The organism is Mycobacterium hackensackense (assembly GCF_025822555.1).
GTDB classification, from domain to species: Bacteria; Actinomycetota; Actinomycetes; order Mycobacteriales; family Mycobacteriaceae; genus Mycobacterium; species Mycobacterium fluoranthenivorans.
Genome location: NZ_JACKUC010000031.1, coordinates 475740 through 494530, shown reverse-complemented (window position 1 = coordinate 494530; position 18791 = coordinate 475740). Strand labels below are relative to the sequence as shown.

Below are 18791 nucleotides of genomic sequence, written 5' to 3'. Positions count from 1 at the left end.
CGTCTATCCGCCGGATCCACCGCGCAGCAACTCGACGCCGATCGCTATCGTGACCAGCACGAGCACCAGCGTCGTCCCGGGCACCATCATGCGGGACAACGGTGTGTGTCCGGCCCGGACATTGCCCAGGACCCGTCGATACCGTTGCGGGACGAGAACCACGACGCCGAACGCGGCGACCGCGACGAGCAGCAATCCCGGCCATGGCGGGAGGACGTGCCGAACCAGATGCTCACGCATCATCAGGGCGCCGACGGCGATCGCGCCGATGCCGGTGCGCTGCCAGGCGAGTGCGGTGCGCTCGGCCTGCGCCCCGATGTCGAGCAGGTCGGGGTCCGTCATCGCCCGGTTTCGGCGAGGAAGATCAGTGCCGCTGCCCCCGCGATGACGATGGCCACCCCTGCGACCATGATCCTGGGGAGCTGATCGGTTGGCAGTGAACGTTTTTCACGCAAGGCGCGCTCCGTGCGATCCCATCTGAGGTAGGCGCCGACGGTGACGGTCAGCGAGAGAACCAACAGAAATGCGGTGATCGAGATCCGCATGGCCCGCGGACCGAAATCGTGTACCAGGCTGGCCAATGCCACCGCGCCGGCAAGCAGGGCCAACCCGGTGCGCACCCACGCCAGGAACGTCCGCTCGTTCGCCAGCGTGAAGCGGTAGTCCGGGTCCGAACCGACCGTCTGCAACGGTGGCTTGCGCCTCCACATCGGCCATTCCGCCTTCGCTTTGGTGACGCACCAGCCTGCTGTGACGTCGTACGGTCTGGGTCGGCGGTCAGTCTAGCCGCGGGTGGCGTAGCGGCGGGTGCATCTGAGGCCAAGACGTCGGCGGTTCGGCGGCCGGCCGGGTACCTTCACCGACATGCGCACCATCGAGGTCTTCGCAGACGTCCTTTGTCCGTTCACCCATGTCGGACTGCGCACATTGGTCGACCGGCGCAATCGCAGCGGGCGCACCGAACCACGGCTGCGCATCCGGGCCTGGCCGCTGGAACTGATCAACGGCAAGCCGCTCGACCCGCACCACGTCGACGCCGAGATCGTGGCACTGCGCGCGGCGGTGCGCCCCGACCTGTTCACGGGCTTCTCCGTCGAGACCTTCCCGACGACGTCGATGGCCGCGTATGCGCTGACTGCCGCCGCCGACCGCACCGGTGATCCCGTACTGGGGGAGGAGGTCGGACTGGCAGTGCGCCACGCGTTGTTCGAGGAGGGCCTCGACATCGGACGTTCCGAGATCGTCGCGCAGATTGCCGACCGTTTCGGCCTGAAGGCGCTCGACGGGAAAGCCACATCCGCGGCCGTGGAGGCCGACTGGGCCGAGGGACGCGCCCGCGGCGTGATCGGCTCGCCCCATTTCCTCACCGAGGACGGCGGGAGCTGGTTCTGCCCCAGCCTGGCCATCAGCCGCGATGACGTCGGCAACTTCGTCGTCGCCTGGAAGACGGATTCGGAGGCATTCGTCGAAAGTGTCTTCGGCTGAGCCCGAACGATTTACTCCGCTCGGACGCGGTCCTCAGATGACGGTGCCGTCAGAGCCGTCCTCGCGGATCACGGGCTGCCCGGTCGCTTGCCAGGTCTGCATGCCACCGACCAGGTTGTAGACGAGCACCCCGGCGGCCGCGAGTGTGGTTGCCGCAACGCCGGATCTGCCGCCGGACCGGCACACCGCGACGACCGGCGCGGCCGTGTCGAAAGAGCTCGCGTCCAGGTCGCCCAGCCGCAGGTGCACGGCACCGGGAGCGTGTCCCGCCGCCCACTCGTCATCCTCGCGGACGTCGAGCAGTACGGCACCGGCTTCGTCGACGAGTGCCCTTGCTCCCACCGGATCTACCTCGGGTACGTCCATCGTGCTTTCCTTTCCTTGGTCGCGGTTGTCCGCACTGTCATGTCGAACGTCTCTGAATTCCTCATGTGGCCAGGGTGTCCTGGCTGGATGGAGCATCCGTTGTCGGCGCGACGTCCCCTGCCGGCCGGCGGGCGGGACGGGAGCGCACCCGCAGCGGCCACCAGAACCAGGGGCCGAGCAGGGCCGCGATGGACGGTGTCATCAGCGACCGCACGATCAGGGTGTCGAGCAGCAGGCCGATGCCGATGGTGGTGCCGCCCTGGCCCACGTTGAGCAGGTCGCCGGACACCATCGAGCCCATCGTGAACGCGAACACCAGACCTGCCGCAGTCACGACGCTGCCGGTGCTGCCCATGGACCGGATGATGCCGGTCTTGATGCCGGCGCCGATCTCCTCCTTGAACCGTGAGACGAGCAGCAGGTTGTAGTCGCTGCCGACGGCCATCAGGATGATCACGGCGAAGGCGAGCACGATCCAGTTCAGTTCGATGCCCACCACGCGTTCCCAGATCAGTACGGACAAGCCGAATGCGGCGCCGAGCGACAACACGATGGTGCCGACGATCACCAGCGACGCCACGATGGCCCTGGTGATGATGATCATGACCAGGAAGATGAGCGTCAGCGCCGCGAACGCGGCGATCATGGTGTCGTACTTCGCGCCGGACTGGATGTCTCGGTAGGTCGCCGCGGTGCCGGTCAGCGTGATGTCCGCGGTGGCCAGGGCGGTGCCCTTGACGGCTTCGTGCGCCGCGACGAGTTCGTCGTCGACGGTCGAGATGCCTTGTTCGGTGGCCGGATCGACGTCATGGGTGATGATGAGGCGGGCTGCCTTGCCGTCGGGGGACAGGAAGAGCTTCAGTCCTTTCTGGAAGTCGGGGTTGGCGAACACTTCCGGCGGCAGGTAGAAGTAGTCGTCGCTCTTGGAGGCGTCGAAGGCCTGGCCCATGGCAGTAGCGGTGTCGGTCATCTGCTGCATCTGGTCGATGAGTCCGGCGAAGCTGCTGTGGATGGTCTGCAGGGTCTGCTGCATGGTGCTCGCCGTCGCGATGATCGGGGCGAACTGAGCCACCATTTGCGGTGTCAAAGCATCGATCTCGTCCATGCCGCCGGTCACGTCGTGCATATCGGTCAGCAGCTTGCCCATGTTGTCGCTCAGCGTGGAGACGCCGTCGATGGCGTCGAATGCCGACCGAACCCCGAAGCACGCCGGGATGTTGGCACAGTTCGGTTCCCAGTAGAAGTAGTTGCGAACCGGACGCACCGCATCATCGAAATCGGCCAGATGGTCGCGCATCGTGTCGACCGATGTCTTGAGCGTGGTCGCCTCGTCGACGGTGCGGTGTGTGCTGTCCACCGTGCGGTGGGTGGCGTCGGAGAACTGGCGCACCACGTCGTACATCCGCGTCATGGACGTGACCATCGTGCCCAAATCGTTGGACATCGTGTCGATGTCATTCACGCGCTGCTTGAGGAACTGCAGGTTCTGGGTGATGGGTACCGACTGCATGCTGACCTGGTAGGGGATGGAACTGTGCGCGATCGGCGAGCCCAGCGGCCGGGTGATGCTCTGCACCATGGCGATGCCACGGACTCGGAACAACGCCTTGGCAATTCTGTCGAGCACGATCATGTCGGTGGGATTGCGCATATCGTGATCGGAGTCGATCATCATGATGTCGGGGTTGAGTCGTGCTGCGCTGAAGTGCTTTTCGGCCGCGGTGTAGCCGACATTGGCCGGGACGTCGGCGGGGATGTAGTAGCGATCGTTGTAGCTGGTCTTGTAGCCGATCGTCGCGAGCAGGCCCAGAATGGCGATCGAGGTCGCGACGGCGAGGATCGGTTTCGGCCAGCGGACCGTCGCGGTCCCGATTCGCCGCCAGCCCTTGGTCTTCATCTTGCGTTTCGGGTCGAACAGGCCGAACCGGCCGGCCACCACCAGAATCGCCGGGGCGACGGTGAGTGACGCCGCGACCACGACGACCAGGGCGATCGCCGAGGGATACGCCAGTGACTTGAAATAGGCCAGGCGGGTCAACCGCAGGCAGAGCATGGCGCCCGCGATGGTCAGCCCGGAGCCCAGGATGACGTGAGCGACACCGTGAAAGGCGCTGTAATAGGCGGATTCCGGTTCTTGGTCGTTCTGGCGCGCCTCCTGGTACCGACCGATGAGGAAGATCGCGTAATCGGTTCCCGCGGCGATCGCCAACGCCGTCAACAACGGAACCGAGAAGGTGGAGAAGTCGATGATGCGGAAGTGGCCGAGCAGAGCGACCGCGCCACGCGCGGAACCCATCTCGATGCCGACGATGGCCAGGATGAGCAGGACGGTGCTGATCGATCGGTAGACCATCAGCAACATCACCGTGATGACTGCCATGGTGACCACGGTCATCTTGACCATGCTCTTGTCGCCGGTCTCCAACGAGTCCGTGGTCAATGGTGCCGGGCCGGTGACATAGACGTGCAGGCCGGGTGGTGCAGGGGTGTGGTCGACGATGTCGCGCACCGCTTCCACCGATTGGTTGCCCAGTGTGCTGCCCTGATCGCCGGCGAGGTTGAGCTGGACGTAGGCCGCCTTGCCGTCGCTGCTCTGCACCCCGGCCGCGGTGATCAGATCACCCCAGAAGTTCTGGACGTGCTCGACGTGGCGGGTGTCCTGTTCGAATTTGCCGATCAACGAGTCGTAGTACTGGTGTGCACTATCGCCCAGCGGTTGGTCGCCGGCGAGCACTACCATCGCGATGCTGTCAGAGCTGGACTCCTGGAATTTCGCTCCCATCTTCTTGGCCGCGATGACCGAGGGCGCGTCCTGCGGTGACATGGACACCGCGTTGTGTTTGCTCACCGATTCGACCTGCGGGAGAAGCAGATTCAAGGCCGCGGTGACGGCGACCCAGACCAGGATGATGGGCACGGCGCCCACCCGGATCATCCGGGGAAGGAACGTACGCGTGGAACTGTCGCTCATGCGGCTTTGTCCAGACAGAAGGCCTGGGCGTCACGGCCCTGCGCGTGCTGCTCGGCGACCACCTTGTCATTGACCAGGATGCGGCAGCCCAGGGACCCGCTGTCGCCCTGGGCCACCACGTTGGCCAGGACCCCGGGATCGGTGGTGCTGACGCTCACCGACCACGGCAATGTGCTGAAGGTCGCCTCCCGGGTCGTGCCCGTGGCGTCGAGATAGCTCACCTGGCCGGTCGCCGTGGCAGGCCCGACGACCTCATAGGTCACGCGTTTGGTGTTGAAGGGCACGATGGCGTCCACCCGCTCCGATCCGGCCACGAAGGGTAGGTCCGAGTCGAAGAACGTCCGCAACCGACCGACGACCGCTCCCGCTGCCATGAGGGTCACCGCGACCAGCGCGACCACCCAAAACCGTTGTAAAAAACCGAATAACGACGGCAGCTTCATTCCTCGTATCCCTATCTCAGATGTGTTGAGGTGCGGTGCCCGCGAGGAGGAGACCCCATCCGGGCAATACCCCATGGGGTATATGTGATGTCCGGGAGCCTACCGTAGAACTCCGAGAAATACCATAGGGGGTATGGTATGGTGGCGGCATGAGCACAAAGAACGAGGCGGATATGACCGCCGTACTCAACCGTCTGCGCCGTGTGCAGGGGCAACTCGGCGGGGTTATCTCCATGATCGAGCAGGGGCGAAGCTGCAAGGATGTCGTCACTCAACTTGCGGCCGCGTCACGCGCGTTGGACCGGGCCGGCTTCACGATCATCGCGTCCGGTCTGCGTAATTGCATCGATTCCGCCAATGAGCCTGGCGCGGAAGCGGATGCACTCACCATCGAGGAGCTGGAGAAGCTCTTCTTGAGCCTGGCCTGAGTTCGGGCCATCGAAGAAGGGCGTCTGTGATGTGTCGCGCAGTCAAATGCCGCGTATGCGGGAAAACCACCTGGGCCGGGTGTGGGATGCATGTCGATTCGGTGCGCAGCGGTGTGCCTGCGGCGCAATGGTGCGCTGGTCATGCGTCCGGCGAGGCTGCCGCGCCGACCCGTCGGAGCTGGTTCGGCGGGCGCAAGGCTCGGCAGGGTAAGTGAGGCGCTTCCGCGGCGATCCCATGGCGGGCCGTCGTGGTTCAGGTGACCAAAGCCTCTAGTTGCCATATACCGGAGGGGGTATTGTTCTTATATGAGCAATACCCCCTCCGGTATTTCTCGGGAACGAAATAAATACCCCAGGGGGTATGTTCCACTTCATGGAAGCCTAGCCCGAATGGCATCCCCCAATCGAAGAGAAAGAAGACGGCGATGATCCTGCAGCAGTACTACCTGGACTGCCTTTCCCACGCGTCATACCTGATCGGCGACGAAACCACCGGCCGCGCAGTCGTTGTGGACCCCCAGCGCGATGTGGCCGAGTATGTGGCCGACGCGTTGGAACAGGGCCTGACCATCGAACTGGTCATCGAGACACACTTCCACGCCGACTTCCTGTCCGGCCACCTGGAACTGGCGAAGGCCACCGGCGCGAAGATCGTCTACTCCTCGGTCGCGCAGACCGAATTCGAGTCCATGGGTGTCGACGACGGTCAGCGGTACTCCCTCGGCGAGGTGACGCTCGAGTTCCGCCACACCCCCGGGCACACCCCGGAATCGATGAGCGTGGTGGTCTATGAGCACGCCGCCGACGAGATTCCGTACGGAGTGATGACCGGCGACACCCTGTTCATCGGCGACGTCGGCCGCCCAGACCTGTTGGCCTCCATCGGCTTCACGCGCGAGGAGTTGGCCGACAAGCTCTATGACTCGCTGCACGACAAGCTGATGACGCTTCCCGACGCGACGCGGGTCTATCCCGCTCACGGCGCGGGCTCGGCGTGCGGAAAGAACCTTTCGACCGATCTGTGGTCGACGATCGGCGACCAGAAGGCGACCAACTACGCGCTGCGGGCCGCCGACAAGGCCACCTTCATGAAGCTTGTCACCGAGGGGCAGCCGCCCGCTCCCGGCTACTTCGTCTACGACGCGATCCTCAACCGCAAGGACCGCGGATTGCTGGACGAGACCAAGATGCCGGCGGCGATGACCTATGGCCAGGTCCGCGCCGCGATCGACGGTGGTGCCGTCCTGGTTGACGGGCGCAATCCCGAAGAGTTCGCCCTGGGCCACCTGCGTGACGCGATCAACATCGGCCTGGAAGGCCGCTACGCCGAGTTCGCCGGCTCCGTGCTGAAGTCCGACGTCGATATCGTGCTGTTCACCGAGCCCGGACAGGAACTCGAAGGTAAGAACCGGCTGGCCCGTATCGGGTTCGACCGGGTGATCGGCTATCTGGCAGACCCCTATCAGGCGATGCTCGACCACCGGGACGACGTCCAGATGGCGTCGCGGTTGACGGCGAAGGCGTTCGACGAGCGGGCCGCGCGGATGGCGGACCTGCAGATCGTCGACGTCCGCAACCCGGGCGAGGTCGAAGCCGGTGCCATCCCGCACGCGATCCCGATCCCGGTCGGTCAGCTGCCCGCCCGGCTCGGTGAACTCGATGCCGCCAAACCGACGGTCGTGTACTGCGCCGGCGGCTACCGGTCCTCGGTCGCTGCGAGCCTGTTGCGGCAGAACGGCTTCGCCGACGTCAGCGACATCCTGGGCGGTTACGGCGCCTGGGACGAAGCCCACCAGAACGTCTGACGACGCACCAGGAGAACAATCATCATGAACAGCAACGCCAAGCACCAGATCCTGATCGTCGGTGGCGGAACCGCCGGCATCACCGTCGCGGCCCGGATGCTCCGCAAGGGCTACACCGACGTCGCGGTCATCGAGCCGTCGAGCAAGCACTACTACCAGCCGTTGTGGACACTGGTCGGTGGTGGGCAGGCGAAGGCCGCGACGACCGAACGCGAGGAATCCTCGGTGATGCCCAAGGGGGCGACGTGGATCAAGAACGCCGCCAGCGCATTTGATCCCGACAACAACACCGTCACCTGTACCGACGGCACGAGCTATGAATACGACGTCCTCGTGGTCTGTCCTGGCATCCAGCTCGACTGGAACCGCACGGAAGGTCTTGAGGGCACTTTGGGCCGGGACGGGGTCTCGTCGAACTACCGGTTCGACCTGGCGCCGAGGACCTGGGATTTCATCCGCAACCTGCGGTCGGGCACTGCGGTGTTCACCGTTCCGTCCGGCGCCATCAAGTGCGCCGGAGCTCCGCAGAAGATCGCCTACCTGGCGTCGGACTACTGGCGGTCCCAAGGTGTACTCAAGGACATCGATGTCCACCTGGTCATGCCGGGCGCGCGACCGTTCGGGATCCCGGCCATCGCAGACAGCCTCGACAAGGTGATCGCGGACTACGGGATCACCTTGCACACCAACTCCGAAGTGACATCCGTCGACGCGGCGTCACACAAGGTCGCCGTCACCAGCGTCGCCCCCGGCGGCACCGACACCATGCTGCCCTACGACGTGTTGCATGCCGTGCCGAGGCAGTCCGCACCGGACTGGATCAAAACGAGTCCGCTGTCCACCGGCGACGCCATGGGTTACGTCGACATCGACAAGCACACCATGCAGCACGTGCGGTACCCCAACGTGTTCAGCCTGGGTGACGCCGGTTCGTCGCCGAACTCCAAGACCGGCGCCGCCATTCGCAAGCAGGCTCCCGTGGTGGTCGAGAACATCGACGCGTTCTTGAAGGACCAGCCATTGCGTGCGTCGTATGACGGCTACGCGTCGTGCCCGATCGTCACCTCCTCGCACGCGATGCTGCTGGCCGAGTTCGACTACGACCTGAAGCTGGAACCGTCGTTCCCGCTGCTCAACCCGACGACACCGCACCGGGCGTATTGGTACCTGAAGAAGTACGGACTTCCGTTCATGTACTGGAATCTCATGCTCAAGGGCCTGGCCTAGCAGTTCGACTGCGACACAACGAAAGGACATGGATATGACCATCAAGAACCTGACCGCCGCCGACTTCCAGGCGACGATCGCCGAGAACCCGATCGTGCTCGTCGACTTCTGGGCGTCGTGGTGCGGTCCGTGTCGCGCATTCGCTCCCGTCTTCGATCGCTCGGCGCAGTCGCATCCCGATGTGCTGCACGCCAAGGTCGACACGGAAGCGCAGCAGCAGCTTGCGGCGGCGCTGGAAATCCAGGCGATCCCGACGATCATGGCGTTTCGCGACGGGATACTGGTCTACCGGCAACCCGGCGCGATGCCGGCTGCCGCCCTGGAAGATCTCATCACCAGAGTCAAGGCACTGGACATGGCCGATGTCCGCGCCAAGGCCGCGGCGGCGAGGCCGTGACCGAAATGTCTGCGCGCCCAGTCGCGGTGGTGTGAGACCCGATGAACATTGCTCTCGCCCTGGCCCTGGGCGCCGTTATCGGTGTGCTGCTGGGGTTGCTCGGGGGAGGCGGATCGATCCTGGCGGTACCGGCCTTGGTCTACGTGCTGGGCCTGGGCATCGAACAGGCGATTCCGATGTCGCTGTTGGTGGTCGGCACGGCCTCGGCGGTGGGAGCGCTGCCGAAGATCCGTGCCGGGCACGTCCAATGGCGGCTGGCGGCAGTCTTCGCGGTGGCCGGCATCCCGGCCACCTTCGTCGGCAGCGCCATCGGCAGACATCTGCCGCAGTCGGCACTTCTCGTCGGCTTCGCCATCGTGATGGTGCTGGCGGGCGTTCGCATGCTGCAAGACAACGGCAGCACCGGTACCGCCTGCACCGTCGGTGATTCCGGTATCAACTGGCGCCGGTGCGCACCGAGATCCATTCCGGCGGGCTTCCTCGTCGGCCTGCTCACCGGCCTCTTCGGCGTCGGTGGCGGCTTCCTGATCATCCCGGCACTGGTGTTGATGCTGGGCGTCGAGATGCCCATCGCCATCGGCACCTCACTGGTGATCATCGTGGCGAACTCGCTGGCAGGGATCCTCTCCCACATCACGGGCACCCATATCGACTGGGCGATCACCGCGGCGTTCGTCGGCACCGCGATCATCGGCTCCTTGGTCGCCGGTCACTTCGGTACGCGACTCGACACCCGCCGACTGCAGCACTGGTTCGCCTATCTGGTGTTCGCGGTCGCCGCCTACGTTCTCATCGACACGGCCATCGTCAGCTGGTGACCGTTCCCAGCCGGGAACCGGGACAGGATGCGCCGACGTCAGCGGTCGGAGGGCATGATCAGTGGCCGCTGAACGCGTTTCCACTCGGCGTAGCGCTGGTAGGCCTCCTGGGTCGAGGCCAAGCTTGATTCCTGGCTGACGGGGACGTCCCACCATGAGTGGCTGTCCGGGGCGTAGATCCGCGGATCGGTCTCCACGTAGATCATCGTGATCCGGTCGGCCGCCTTGGCCACCTTGACCGCATCGGCGAACTCCGCCGCCGTACCGGCCTTGATGACGTCGGCGCCCAGGCTGGCCGCGTTGGCCGCCAGGTCCACGGGCAGCACGGCGCCGTCGAGGCGGCCGTCCTCGCTGCGGTACCGGTAGTCGGTGCCGAAGCGCTGCGACCCCACCGACTCGGAAAGCCCACCGATGGAGGCGAATCCGTGGTTCTGGACCAGAACCGGGATGACCTTGACGCCCTCCTGCACGGCGGTGACGATCTCGGTCGCCATCATCAGGTAGGACCCGTCGCCGACCATGATGAACACGTCGCGGTCGGCGTCGGCCATCCGCACACCGATACCGCCGGCGATCTCGTAACCCATACAGGAGAACCCGTACTCGACGTGGTAGCCCTTGCGGTCCCGCATCCGCCACAGCTTGTGCAGGTCACCCGGCATCGAGCCGGCGGCGCACACCACCACGTCGTGTGGATCGGACAGCGTGTTCACCAGGCCGATCACCTGGTTCTGGTTCAACGCGACGCCGTCTTCGCATGCGTATGCCGCGGATACGGTGTCGTTCCACTCGGCCACCAGCTCGGCAGTGCGGGTTCGGTACTCGTCGCTGACGGAGTGGCCCTCCAGTGCCTGGACCAACGCGTCGATGGCCTCACGCGCATCGGCGACCACGCTCAGGCCACCCTGCTTGACCGAGTCCAGGGATGCCACGTTGATATTGACGAACCGCACATCCGGGTTGTTGAACGCGGTGCGCGAGGCCGAGGTGAAATCGCTGTAGCGGGTACCGATACCGATCACCACATCGGCCTCAGCGGCCAGCGCGTTGGCGGCGGTGGTGCCGGTCGAGCCGATGGCGCCCACCGACTGCGGATGGTCGTGCAGCAGCGATCCCTTACCGGCCTGGCTCTCGCCGACCGGGATACCGGTACCGGCGGCCAGCGCGGCCAAGGCGTCTTCGGCGCCGGAGTAGTGCACACCGCCCCCCGCGATGATCAGCGGCTTGGTGGCGGAGCGGATGATCTCGGCCGCCCGGGCCAGCACCGAACGCTCCGGTAGCGGCCGGGCCACATGCCAGGTGCGTTCGGCGAACAACGATTCCGGCCAGTCATGGGCCTCGGCCTGTACGTCCTGCGGGATGGCCACGGTGGCGGCGCCCGTCTCGACCGGGTCGGTCAGTACCCGCATGGCGCCGAGCAGCGCCGCCGGCAGTTGCTCGGGCCGCCACACCCGGTCGAAGTACCGGGACAGCGGTTTGAAGGCGTCGTTGACGGTGACATCGCCGGAGCCCGGCAGTTCCAACTCCTGGAGCACGGGGGAGCTGACCCTGGTGGCGAAGGTGTCGGCGGGCAGCAGCAGCACCGGAAGCCGGTTGACGGTGGCCAGGGCGGCACCGGTCAGCATGTTCGTCGAACCGGGCCCGACGCTGGCGGTCACCGCCCAGGCCTGCAGCCGGTCCTTCTGCCGGGCATACGCGACGGCGCTGTGCACCATGGCCTGCTCGTTGCGCCCCAGTACGTACTTCAGGCCCGGCTGCAGGCCGGCCTCTCGCGATTCGAGCTCGTCCTGCAAGAGGGCCTGGCCCAAGCCGGCGACATTGCCGTGGCCGAAGATACCGAAACAGCCCGCGAAGAACTTCGTCCGCTCGCCGTCGCGCTCCACGTACTGGTTGGCCAGAAAGCGAACCGTGGCCTGCGCCACCGTGAGCCGTACCGTGCCTTCGGTATCGGCGTACTTGGCGGTGGACTTGGGTGCGGTGGAAACCATCGGTCAGGCTCCTCGAGAGGCGGTAGAGGTACGGAACGGGAGGCGCGGATCTATGGCCTGATCGTCCCAAGTGCCGCGCAGCCAGGTGTGGTTCGGGTCGTCACAGATGAGCCAGGCTCGGTCGGGACCGGAGCCGGCCATCACGTTCAGGTAGTACATGTGGTGGCCGGGCGCGGCAATGGACGGTCCGTGGTAGCCGTGCGGCACCAGGACGACGTCACCACTGCGCACTTCCTCGAGGACCTCGATGGGTCGCTGCGGGGTGCCGTACACCCGGTGGTAGCCGAATCCCGGTGTGCCTGCCGGGCTGTCGTCGATCTCGAAGTAGTAGATCTCTTCCAGCTGGGTCTCCACCGCGGAGTTCTCGTCATGCTTGTGCGCGGGGTAGCTCGACCAGTTGCCGCCGGGCGTGATGACCTCGCACGCGATCAGGGAGTCGGCCTCGAAAGCGGTGGCGGTGCCGAAATTGTGCACCTGGCGGCTGCAGTTGCCCGCCCCGCGCAGTTCGACCGACACGTCGGCTGCGGCGACGCGCCGGTTCGGGAACGACCGCGTGGCGCGCGCTCCGCAGATGGCGATCCGGCCGGTACCGGTGATCGTGTAACCCTGGTCGATACCGACGTACACCATGTCGGCCGGCCCGTCGAACACCGATCCGCGCGGTGACAACTCGAATGTCTCGCCTCTCGATTCGACGGACCCGCCGCCGGACAGCGGCAGGATCATCACCTCGGTGTCGCCGGTATTCAGCGCCACCGAGCCACCGTGACCGAGGTCGACGACGTGCAAGGACGACTCGGCCCAGCCGGCATCCTCCGGGGTGATTGCGACGGTGAAGGGTGCGGGCGCGCTGTTGGCCGGAATGTACAACTCGGAATTCATCAGCGCACCAACTTCACGGCCGTGCCGACCGCCGCCGCGACATCCTCATCGGCGGGATAGAGCAGGGTGCGTCCGACGATCAGGCCGCGCACCGCAGGGAGCGTGAGTGCCTTCTCCCAGGAGGCGAACGCTTCGTCGGGGTCGGTGGGGTCGCCGCCGAGCAGCAGCGTCGGCATGGTCGTCGATTCCATGACCCGGTCCATCTCGTCGACGACGGGCAACTTCATCCAGGTGTAGGCCGAGGTGGAGCCCAGGCCCTGGCTGATGTGTACGGACTTGATCACGGCGTCCGGGGACAGATCGTTGCGGACCTTGCCGTCGACCCGCGACGACATGAACGGCTCCAGCATGGCGATCAAGCCGTGGGCGGCCAGCTCATCGACAGCCTGGGCACACGACGCCAGCGTGGCGACGGTGCCGGGATCGTCGAGATCGATGCGGCACAGCATCTTTCCGCCGTTCATCTTTGCCGCCGCGGTGGAGGCGGCGGTGGCGCCGGTCATCCGGTCATCGAGCTCGAACGACGACCCGGCCAGCCCGCCGCGGTTGAACGAGGAGAACACCACCTTGTCCTCCAGGGCGCCCAGCAACAGCAGGTCGTCGAGGATGTCGGAGGTGGCCAGCACGCCGTCCACCCCGGGATCGGCGAGCGCGGTGCGCAACCGGTCCAGCAGGTCGATGCGGTTGTTCATCGCGGTCGGGCGTGTTCCGACGGACAGTGCACCTCGGGCCGGGTGGTCGGCGGCGACGATCATCAGCCGGCCGTCGCCGCGGACGGTGGGGCGGGTGGTGCGCTGCTGCCACGCTGTGGCGACGGCGCCCGGGTCGGCTGCGCGCAGTTCGGTGACCGCCGCGTAGTCGCGGCACAGTCCGGTGCCAAGGCTAGACATTGACGGCCTCCACGGCGGTCTTCTCGGCGAGGTCGGACACCTCGGCGGCGGTGGGCATCGCGGTCGAGCATTCCAGTCGCGAGGCGACGATGGCACCGGCGGCGTTGGCGTAGCGCAGCGTCTTCTCCAGCTGCCAGCCGTGCAGCAGACCATGAATCAGGCTGCCGCCGAAGGCATCTCCAGCGCCGAGACCGTTGACCACGTCAACGTCGTTGGGCGGGACGGTGACCGAACTGTGCCGGGTCTTGCCCAGTACCCCACGCGGCCCCTGCTTCACGATGGCCAGTTCCACCCCGAGGTCCAGCAACGCGTCGGCGGCTTTGTGCGGGTTGGTCTCGCCGACGGCGATCTCGCACTCCTCCCGGTTGCCGACCGCGACGGTGACGTGCTGCAGGGCGCGTTGAACCTGCTCGGTGGCGGCGGCGGGGCCGGCCCAGAACATCGGCCGGTAGTCGAGATCGAGCACAGTCAGAGGTTGACGGCCGTGCTTGTTCCCCGTCGCTTCGCTCGCCCCTGAACGCGCTTCCCAGGCCGCGAAATGGGCACTGCGGCTGGGCTCTTCGGACAGTCCGGTGACGGTCGACCAGTACAGCCGGGCCGAGCGGATGGCGTCCAGGTCGAGCTCGGCGGGGTCGACCTGCAGATCCGGTGCCGAGGGCTTGCGGTAGAAGTACAGCGGGAAGTCGTCGGGCGGGTAGATCTCACAGAACGTGACAGGGGTGGGGTATTCGCCGTGGGTGGCCACGAAGCGGTTGTCGACGCCGAGGCGGTCCAGTTCCCTGCGGACGTAGCGGCCGAACGGATCGTCGCCGACGCCCGAGATCAGCGCGGTGCGATTCCCCAGCCGGGCCGCGGCGACGGCGACATTGGCGGCGCTGCCGCCCAGGAACTTGCCGAACGAGGTGACATCCTCGAGTCCCAGTCCGACCTGCAGTGGGTAGATGTCGACGCCGCTGCGCCCGATGGCGATGGCGTCGAAGGCCTGGTTGACGGTAGCGGTCACGGCTGACTCCCGAATGCGATGTGCGTACGTACTTCCGGTGGCGCGAGTGCGCCCCGGTGCTGGTATCGACTGTGCGCTGTGGGACTACGTCATGTCAAGACTTTGTCCGGACATTCTTACTTGAGGTCATTTGCAGGTAAGATTCAGCAAACCAGCTTCCTGCCGCACCGGTGTGGAACCGACGAGATCGGAGCGCGAGTGACAACCCCGACGTTGACGGTCGAACTCGATCGTTCGAGTCCGATACCCCTGTATTTCCAGGTGGCGCAGGTTTTCGAGAAGGCCATCATCGACGGCGAGCTCAAGCCGGGGGACCGCTTCGAGAACGAGTTGGCGCTGGCCAGTCGCCTCAGCCTGTCCCGGCCCACGACGCGGCGCGCCATCCAGGAACTCGTCGACAAGGGTCTGTTGGTGCGCAAGCGCGGCGTCGGAACCCAGGTGGTGCAGACTCCTGTGCATCGTCCGGTGGAACTCACCAGTCTGTTCGACGATCTCGCCCGGGCAGGCCAGGAGCCGGCCACCAAAGTGCTTGACTACGTGACCGGTCCGGCGTCCTCGGATATCGCCGCTCACCTCAACCTTGAGCCGGGTGCGGAGGTGGTGATGATGCGCCGGCTGCGGACCTCGGGTGGGCAACCGCTGGCGCTGATGACCAATCACCTGCCCTCGCCGATTGCCCCGGATCGGGAGGAGCTGGAACGGTTCGGGCTCTACCAGGCCCTGCGCTCACGTGGTGTGCACATCCGGCTGGCCAGGCAGCGCATCGGCGCGAAGGCCGCCGACCGGGATGAGGCGCGCCTGCTCGACGAGAGGCCCAAAGCTCCGCTGTTGGTCATGGAGCGCACCGCCTTCGACGATTCCGGTCGGATCGTCGAATACGGCAGCCATGCCTACCGTGCGTCCCGGTATTACTTCGACACCACCCTGGTCGACCGTTAGCCGTTATTTCCCAACGTATTTCGCAAACCCGCGCGCAGGCAGTCCGCCCCCGCCGCGGGTTTGCTGCCGTTTGTCCGACCTTTGATATGCAGTCCTAATGTCAGAACAAAGTATTGACTTTCGGGTGTGAGCGGTATTACATCAACTACGAGGCCGTGTCGGTCGCCACTGTGGTCCAGGGCGTGCGAGCGCCGCGGTGATGTCGATAGCAAGGAGAAACAATGAGGTTCAGTCGGCTGATGGCGGTGGCCGGGACGGGGCTACTCGTTCTGGGTGCCAGCGCGTGTTCCAGCACCGGTGGGAAATCTGACAGCAGCGGCGGTGGCATGGGTGCGGGAACGGCCGATACCGCGCGTGCGACCATTGCCATGATCACTCACGAAGTTCCCGGCGACTCGTTCTGGGATCTGGTGCGCAAGGGCGCCGAGACCGCCGCCAAGAAGGACAACATCGAGCTGCGGTACTCCAATGACCCGGAGGCCCCGAACCAGGCAAACCTGGTGCAGACCGCCGTCGACAGCGGCGTCAAGGGCATCGCGGTGACGCTGGCCAAGCCCGACGCCATGAAGGCTGCCATCGAGGCCGCCACCGCCAAAGGCATCCCGGTGGTGGCGTTCAACGCCGGTGCCGATGCCTGGCAGTCGATGGGGGTCAAGGAGTTCTTCGGCCAGGACGAGTACATCGCCGGCCAGGGCGCGGGTAAGCGCCTGGCGGCCGACGGTGCCAAGAAGGCCATCTGCGTCATCCAGGAGCAGGGCCATGTAGGGCTCGAATCGCGTTGTGCCGGTGTGAAGAACGCCTTCCCCGCCACTGAGGTGCTGAACGTCAACGGCAAGGACATGCCCTCCGTCGAATCGACCATCACCGCCAAGCTTCAGCAGGACCCCGGCGTCGACTACGTCGTCACGCTCGGTGCGCCGTTCGCGATGACCGCCGTGCAGTCGGTGAAGAATGCCGCGAGCAAGGCGAAGGTCGGCACCTTCGACACCAATGCCGCACTCGTGGACGCGATCAAGGCCGGCGACGTCCAGTGGGCGGTCGACCAGCAGCCCTTCCTGCAGGGTTATCTCGCCGTCGACTCGCTGTGGCTCTACATCAACAACGGCAACGTGCTCGGTGGTGGCCAGCCGACGCTGACCGGACCGTCGTTCATCGACAAGACGAACATCGACGCGGTGGCCGAGTATGCGAAAGCGGGGACTCGCTAGTGAGCACTCAGGCAGATCTCGATCTGGAGACCCATACCGTCGTCCGCGATGAACGGGTCAAAGAGCAGAACCGGTTGCAGCGCTTGCTGATCCGTCCCGAAGTGGGCGCGTTCGTCGGGGCGGTCGGCATCTTCGTCCTGTTCTTCGTGGTGGCTCCGCCGTTCCGCACCCCGGAGGCGATGGCCACCATCCTGTACGCCAGCTCGACGATCGGCATCATGGCCGTCGGCGTCGGCGTGCTGATGATCGGTGGCGAATTCGACCTGTCCTCGGGCGTGGCGGTCACCACCTCGTCGCTGGCCGCCTCGATGCTGTCCTACAACCTGCACCTGAACCTCTGGGTGGGAGCGGTTCTGGCGCTGGCCATCGCGCTGGCGGTCGGTTTCTTCAACGGCTACATGGTGATGAAGACGAAGATCCCGTCGTTCCTCATCACCTTGAGCTCCTTCTTCATGCTCACCGGTATCAACCTCGCCGTGACGAAACTGCTCTCCGGCCAGGTCGCCACCGCCAGTGTGTCGGATATGCAGGGTTTCGATTCCGGCAAGGCGGTCTTCGCGTCGTCGTTCAACGTCCTCGGGGTGTCGGTGCGCGTCACCGTGCTGTGGTGGATTCTGTTCGCGGCCATCGCCACTTACGTGCTGTTCAAGACCCGGGTGGGTAACTGGATCTTCGCCGTCGGCGGTAACCAGGACAGCGCCCGCGCGGTCGGCGTGCCGGTGACCAAGGTCAAGATCGGCCTGTTCATGGTCGTCAGCTTCTGCGCCTGGTTCGTCGGCATGCACCTGTTGTTCGCGTTCAACACCGTGCAGTCCGGCCAGGGTATCGGCAACGAGTTCTTCTACATCATCGCCGCGGTGGTCGGTGGCTGCCTGCTCACCGGTGGTTACGGCACCGCGATCGGCACGCTGATCGGTGCGTTCATCTTCGGCATGACCAACCAGGGCATCGTCTACGCGGGCTGGAACCCGGACTGGTTCAAGTTCTTCCTGGGCGCCATGCTGCTGTTCGCGGTGATCGCCAACAACGTCGTCCGCAACTACGCAGCGAAGAGGTAGACACATGACCACAGCAGCGCAAACCCCGATTGCCGAGGTTCCGTCGGGCGGCGAGACGCCACTGGTCGAGCTCAAGCACGTCGGCAAGAGCTACGGAAACATCATCGCGCTCAAGGACATCAACCTGCGGGTGGGCGCCGGCGAGGTGACCGGTGTGCTCGGTGACAACGGCGCGGGCAAGTCCACGCTGATCAAGATCATCGCCGGGCTGCACAAGCCCACCGAAGGTGAACTGCTGATCGACGGCAAGCCGACGACGTTCGACTCGCCGAAGGATTCGCTGAAGGCCGGGATCGCGACGGTGTACCAGGATCTGGCCGTGGTCGCGTTGATGCCGGTGTGGCGCAACTTCTTCCTGGGCAACGAGTTGCGCAAGAAGGGCATCCTCAAGTCACTCGACATCTCCGCGATGCGGGCGACGACGATCGCCGAACTGCACAAGATGGGCATCGACCTGCCCGACGTGGACGCGCCGATCGGTTCGCTCTCGGGTGGCCAGCGCCAGTGCGTGGCCATCGCCCGCGCCATCTTCTTCGGCGCCCGGGTGCTGATCCTCGACGAACCCACTGCCGCACTGGGTGTCAAACAGTCCGGCATGGTGCTGCGCTACATCACCGCAGCCAAGGAACAGGGTTTCGGGGTCATCTTCATCACCCACAACCCGCACCACGCGCACATGGTCGGTGATCACTTCGTGCTCCTCAACCGCGGTCGGCAGAAGCTCGACTGCACCTATGACGAGATCACGCTGGAACACCTCACGCAGGAGATGGCCGGCGGCAACGAGCTCGAGGCGCTCAGCCACGAGCTGGGCCGCCGCTAGTCGCACCCACGAACCCAGGACCCCGTCGGCCGGTGAGGTCGGCGGGGTCCTGCCTGCTTC

General features: G+C 65.5%; 20 protein-coding genes. 11 read left to right on the top strand and 9 right to left on the bottom strand.

Going from position 1 to position 18791, the window contains the following annotated elements; translation table 11 throughout:
• Window positions 1-3 precede the first annotated feature (3 nt).
• On the bottom strand, window positions 4-342 hold the full coding sequence (locus H7J86_RS22460) for a DUF202 domain-containing protein (RefSeq protein WP_187096300.1): 339 nt from the start codon (window positions 340-342) through the stop codon (window positions 4-6).
• Window positions 339-710, bottom strand: coding sequence for a YidH family protein (locus H7J86_RS22455; RefSeq protein WP_187096299.1), 372 nt, complete (start codon window positions 708-710; stop codon window positions 339-341). Before H7J86_RS22455 ends, H7J86_RS22460 begins: the two co-directional genes overlap by 4 nt.
• 154 nt (window positions 711-864) lie before the next feature.
• On the opposite strand from H7J86_RS22455, the gene H7J86_RS22450 reads away from it, so the two are divergent.
• The gene (locus H7J86_RS22450) at window positions 865-1485 is read left to right on the top strand and encodes a DsbA family oxidoreductase (RefSeq protein WP_267293556.1); all 621 of its coding nucleotides are present in this window, start codon (window positions 865-867) and stop codon (window positions 1483-1485) included.
• A gap of 33 nt (window positions 1486-1518) precedes the next feature.
• On the opposite strand, the gene H7J86_RS22445 is transcribed toward H7J86_RS22450, so the two are convergent.
• From H7J86_RS22445 to H7J86_RS22435, 3 genes are all read right to left on the bottom strand, one after another.
• Window positions 1519-1851: a rhodanese-like domain-containing protein gene (locus tag H7J86_RS22445; RefSeq protein WP_187096297.1), complete on the bottom strand. Its 333-nt coding sequence runs from the start codon at window positions 1849-1851 to the stop codon at window positions 1519-1521.
• Window positions 1852-1912: 61 nt separating this feature from the next.
• Window positions 1913-4822, bottom strand: a complete 2910-nt coding sequence (locus H7J86_RS22440; RefSeq protein ID WP_267293554.1) for an MMPL/RND family transporter — start codon at window positions 4820-4822, stop codon at window positions 1913-1915.
• Window positions 4819-5196 carry an MmpS family transport accessory protein gene (locus tag H7J86_RS22435; RefSeq protein WP_267293552.1) on the bottom strand — a complete coding sequence of 126 codons (378 nt, stop codon included), beginning with the start codon at window positions 5194-5196 and terminating at the stop codon, window positions 4819-4821. The genes H7J86_RS22440 and H7J86_RS22435 overlap by 4 nt, the downstream gene beginning before the upstream one ends.
• A 218-nt stretch (window positions 5197-5414) precedes the next feature.
• Between H7J86_RS22435 and H7J86_RS22430 the strand changes: the two genes are divergently transcribed.
• The 6 genes from H7J86_RS22430 to H7J86_RS22405 all read left to right on the top strand — a co-directional run bounded on the left by H7J86_RS22430 (window position 5415) and on the right by H7J86_RS22405 (window position 9940).
• On the top strand, window positions 5415-5693 hold the full coding sequence (locus tag H7J86_RS22430) for a metal-sensitive transcriptional regulator (RefSeq protein WP_235683352.1): 279 nt from the start codon (window positions 5415-5417) through the stop codon (window positions 5691-5693).
• Between the two features lie 29 nt (window positions 5694-5722).
• Window positions 5723-5908, top strand: a complete 186-nt coding sequence (locus tag H7J86_RS33740) for a DUF8730 family Cys-rich protein (protein ID WP_267293550.1) — start codon at window positions 5723-5725, stop codon at window positions 5906-5908.
• A gap of 210 nt (window positions 5909-6118) precedes the next feature.
• Window positions 6119-7498: an MBL fold metallo-hydrolase gene (locus H7J86_RS22420; RefSeq protein WP_090353322.1), complete on the top strand. Its 1380-nt coding sequence runs from the start codon at window positions 6119-6121 to the stop codon at window positions 7496-7498.
• Between the two features lie 24 nt (window positions 7499-7522).
• On the top strand, window positions 7523-8725 hold the full coding sequence (locus H7J86_RS22415; protein ID WP_267293548.1) for an NAD(P)/FAD-dependent oxidoreductase: 1203 nt from the start codon (window positions 7523-7525) through the stop codon (window positions 8723-8725).
• A 34-nt stretch (window positions 8726-8759) separates the two neighbouring features.
• On the top strand, window positions 8760-9122 hold the full coding sequence (gene trxA / locus H7J86_RS22410) for a thioredoxin (protein WP_187096292.1): 363 nt from the start codon (window positions 8760-8762) through the stop codon (window positions 9120-9122).
• A 41-nt stretch (window positions 9123-9163) separates the two neighbouring features.
• A complete protein-coding gene (locus tag H7J86_RS22405; protein ID WP_267293546.1) occupies window positions 9164-9940 on the top strand; it encodes a sulfite exporter TauE/SafE family protein in 777 nt (258 codons plus the stop codon).
• Window positions 9941-9978: 38 nt separating this feature from the next.
• Here the strand turns inward: H7J86_RS22405 and iolD are convergent, their stop codons facing one another.
• From iolD to iolC, 4 genes are read right to left on the bottom strand one after another with little or no spacing between them, the layout of a single operon-like run.
• On the bottom strand, window positions 9979-11928 hold the full coding sequence (iolD, locus tag H7J86_RS22400; protein WP_267293544.1) for a 3D-(3,5/4)-trihydroxycyclohexane-1,2-dione acylhydrolase (decyclizing): 1950 nt from the start codon (window positions 11926-11928) through the stop codon (window positions 9979-9981).
• 3 nt (window positions 11929-11931) lie between these two features.
• Entirely contained in the window at window positions 11932-12810 is an 879-nt protein-coding gene (gene iolB / locus H7J86_RS22395) for a 5-deoxy-glucuronate isomerase (protein ID WP_090353329.1), read from the bottom strand.
• Window positions 12810-13700 (bottom strand): Cgl0159 family (beta/alpha)8-fold protein, encoded by an 891-nt coding sequence (locus H7J86_RS22390; RefSeq protein WP_090353331.1) that lies wholly within the window; start codon window positions 13698-13700, stop codon window positions 12810-12812. Before H7J86_RS22390 ends, iolB begins: the two co-directional genes overlap by 1 nt.
• Window positions 13693-14703: a 5-dehydro-2-deoxygluconokinase gene (gene iolC / locus H7J86_RS22385; protein ID WP_187096289.1), complete on the bottom strand. Its 1011-nt coding sequence runs from the start codon at window positions 14701-14703 to the stop codon at window positions 13693-13695. Before iolC ends, H7J86_RS22390 begins: the two co-directional genes overlap by 8 nt.
• 198 nt (window positions 14704-14901) lie before the next feature.
• Here iolC and H7J86_RS22380 point away from each other — a divergent pair, with 198 nt between their 5' ends.
• The 4 genes from H7J86_RS22380 to H7J86_RS22365 all read left to right on the top strand — a co-directional run bounded on the left by H7J86_RS22380 (window position 14902) and on the right by H7J86_RS22365 (window position 18731).
• Window positions 14902-15642 carry a GntR family transcriptional regulator gene (locus tag H7J86_RS22380; RefSeq protein ID WP_090353334.1) on the top strand — a complete coding sequence of 247 codons (741 nt, stop codon included), beginning with the start codon at window positions 14902-14904 and terminating at the stop codon, window positions 15640-15642.
• A gap of 221 nt (window positions 15643-15863) precedes the next feature.
• The gene (locus H7J86_RS22375) at window positions 15864-16850 is read left to right on the top strand and encodes a sugar ABC transporter substrate-binding protein (protein WP_090353336.1); all 987 of its coding nucleotides are present in this window, start codon (window positions 15864-15866) and stop codon (window positions 16848-16850) included.
• Complete coding sequence (locus H7J86_RS22370) at window positions 16850-17908, top strand: ABC transporter permease (protein WP_267293542.1); 1059 nt, start codon at window positions 16850-16852, stop codon at window positions 17906-17908. Before H7J86_RS22375 ends, H7J86_RS22370 begins: the two co-directional genes overlap by 1 nt.
• A gap of 4 nt (window positions 17909-17912) precedes the next feature.
• Entirely contained in the window at window positions 17913-18731 is an 819-nt protein-coding gene (locus H7J86_RS22365) for an ATP-binding cassette domain-containing protein (RefSeq protein ID WP_090353340.1), read from the top strand.
• Window positions 18732-18791: the final 60 nt, after the last annotated feature.

Bases quoted from the DNA above. Each gene is read 5' to 3' on its own strand.
- H7J86_RS22460 (WP_187096300.1), bottom strand. From the start codon at position 342: ATGACGGACCCCGACCTGCTCGACATCGGGGCGCAGGCCGAGCGCACC.
- H7J86_RS22390 (WP_090353331.1), bottom strand. From the start codon at position 13,700: ATGTCTAGCCTTGGCACCGGACTGTGCCGCGACTACGCGGCGGTCACC.
- H7J86_RS22450 (WP_267293556.1), top strand. From the start codon at position 865: ATGCGCACCATCGAGGTCTTCGCAGACGTCCTTTGTCCGTTCACCCAT.
- H7J86_RS22445 (WP_187096297.1), bottom strand. From the start codon at position 1,851: ATGGACGTACCCGAGGTAGATCCGGTGGGAGCAAGGGCACTCGTCGAC.
- H7J86_RS22435 (WP_267293552.1), bottom strand. From the start codon at position 5,196: ATGGCAGCGGGAGCGGTCGTCGGTCGGTTGCGGACGTTCTTCGACTCG.
- H7J86_RS22430 (WP_235683352.1), top strand. From the start codon at position 5,415: ATGAGCACAAAGAACGAGGCGGATATGACCGCCGTACTCAACCGTCTG.
- H7J86_RS22405 (WP_267293546.1), top strand. From the start codon at position 9,164: ATGAACATTGCTCTCGCCCTGGCCCTGGGCGCCGTTATCGGTGTGCTG.
- H7J86_RS33740 (WP_267293550.1), top strand. From the start codon at position 5,723: ATGTGTCGCGCAGTCAAATGCCGCGTATGCGGGAAAACCACCTGGGCC.
- iolD (WP_267293544.1), bottom strand. From the start codon at position 11,928: ATGGTTTCCACCGCACCCAAGTCCACCGCCAAGTACGCCGATACCGAA.
- H7J86_RS22420 (WP_090353322.1), top strand. From the start codon at position 6,119: ATGATCCTGCAGCAGTACTACCTGGACTGCCTTTCCCACGCGTCATAC.
- H7J86_RS22375 (WP_090353336.1), top strand. From the start codon at position 15,864: ATGAGGTTCAGTCGGCTGATGGCGGTGGCCGGGACGGGGCTACTCGTT.
- H7J86_RS22455 (WP_187096299.1), bottom strand. From the start codon at position 710: ATGTGGAGGCGCAAGCCACCGTTGCAGACGGTCGGTTCGGACCCGGAC.
- trxA (WP_187096292.1), top strand. From the start codon at position 8,760: ATGACCATCAAGAACCTGACCGCCGCCGACTTCCAGGCGACGATCGCC.
- H7J86_RS22440 (WP_267293554.1), bottom strand. From the start codon at position 4,822: ATGAGCGACAGTTCCACGCGTACGTTCCTTCCCCGGATGATCCGGGTG.
- iolB (WP_090353329.1), bottom strand. From the start codon at position 12,810: ATGAATTCCGAGTTGTACATTCCGGCCAACAGCGCGCCCGCACCCTTC.
- H7J86_RS22365 (WP_090353340.1), top strand. From the start codon at position 17,913: ATGACCACAGCAGCGCAAACCCCGATTGCCGAGGTTCCGTCGGGCGGC.
- H7J86_RS22415 (WP_267293548.1), top strand. From the start codon at position 7,523: ATGAACAGCAACGCCAAGCACCAGATCCTGATCGTCGGTGGCGGAACC.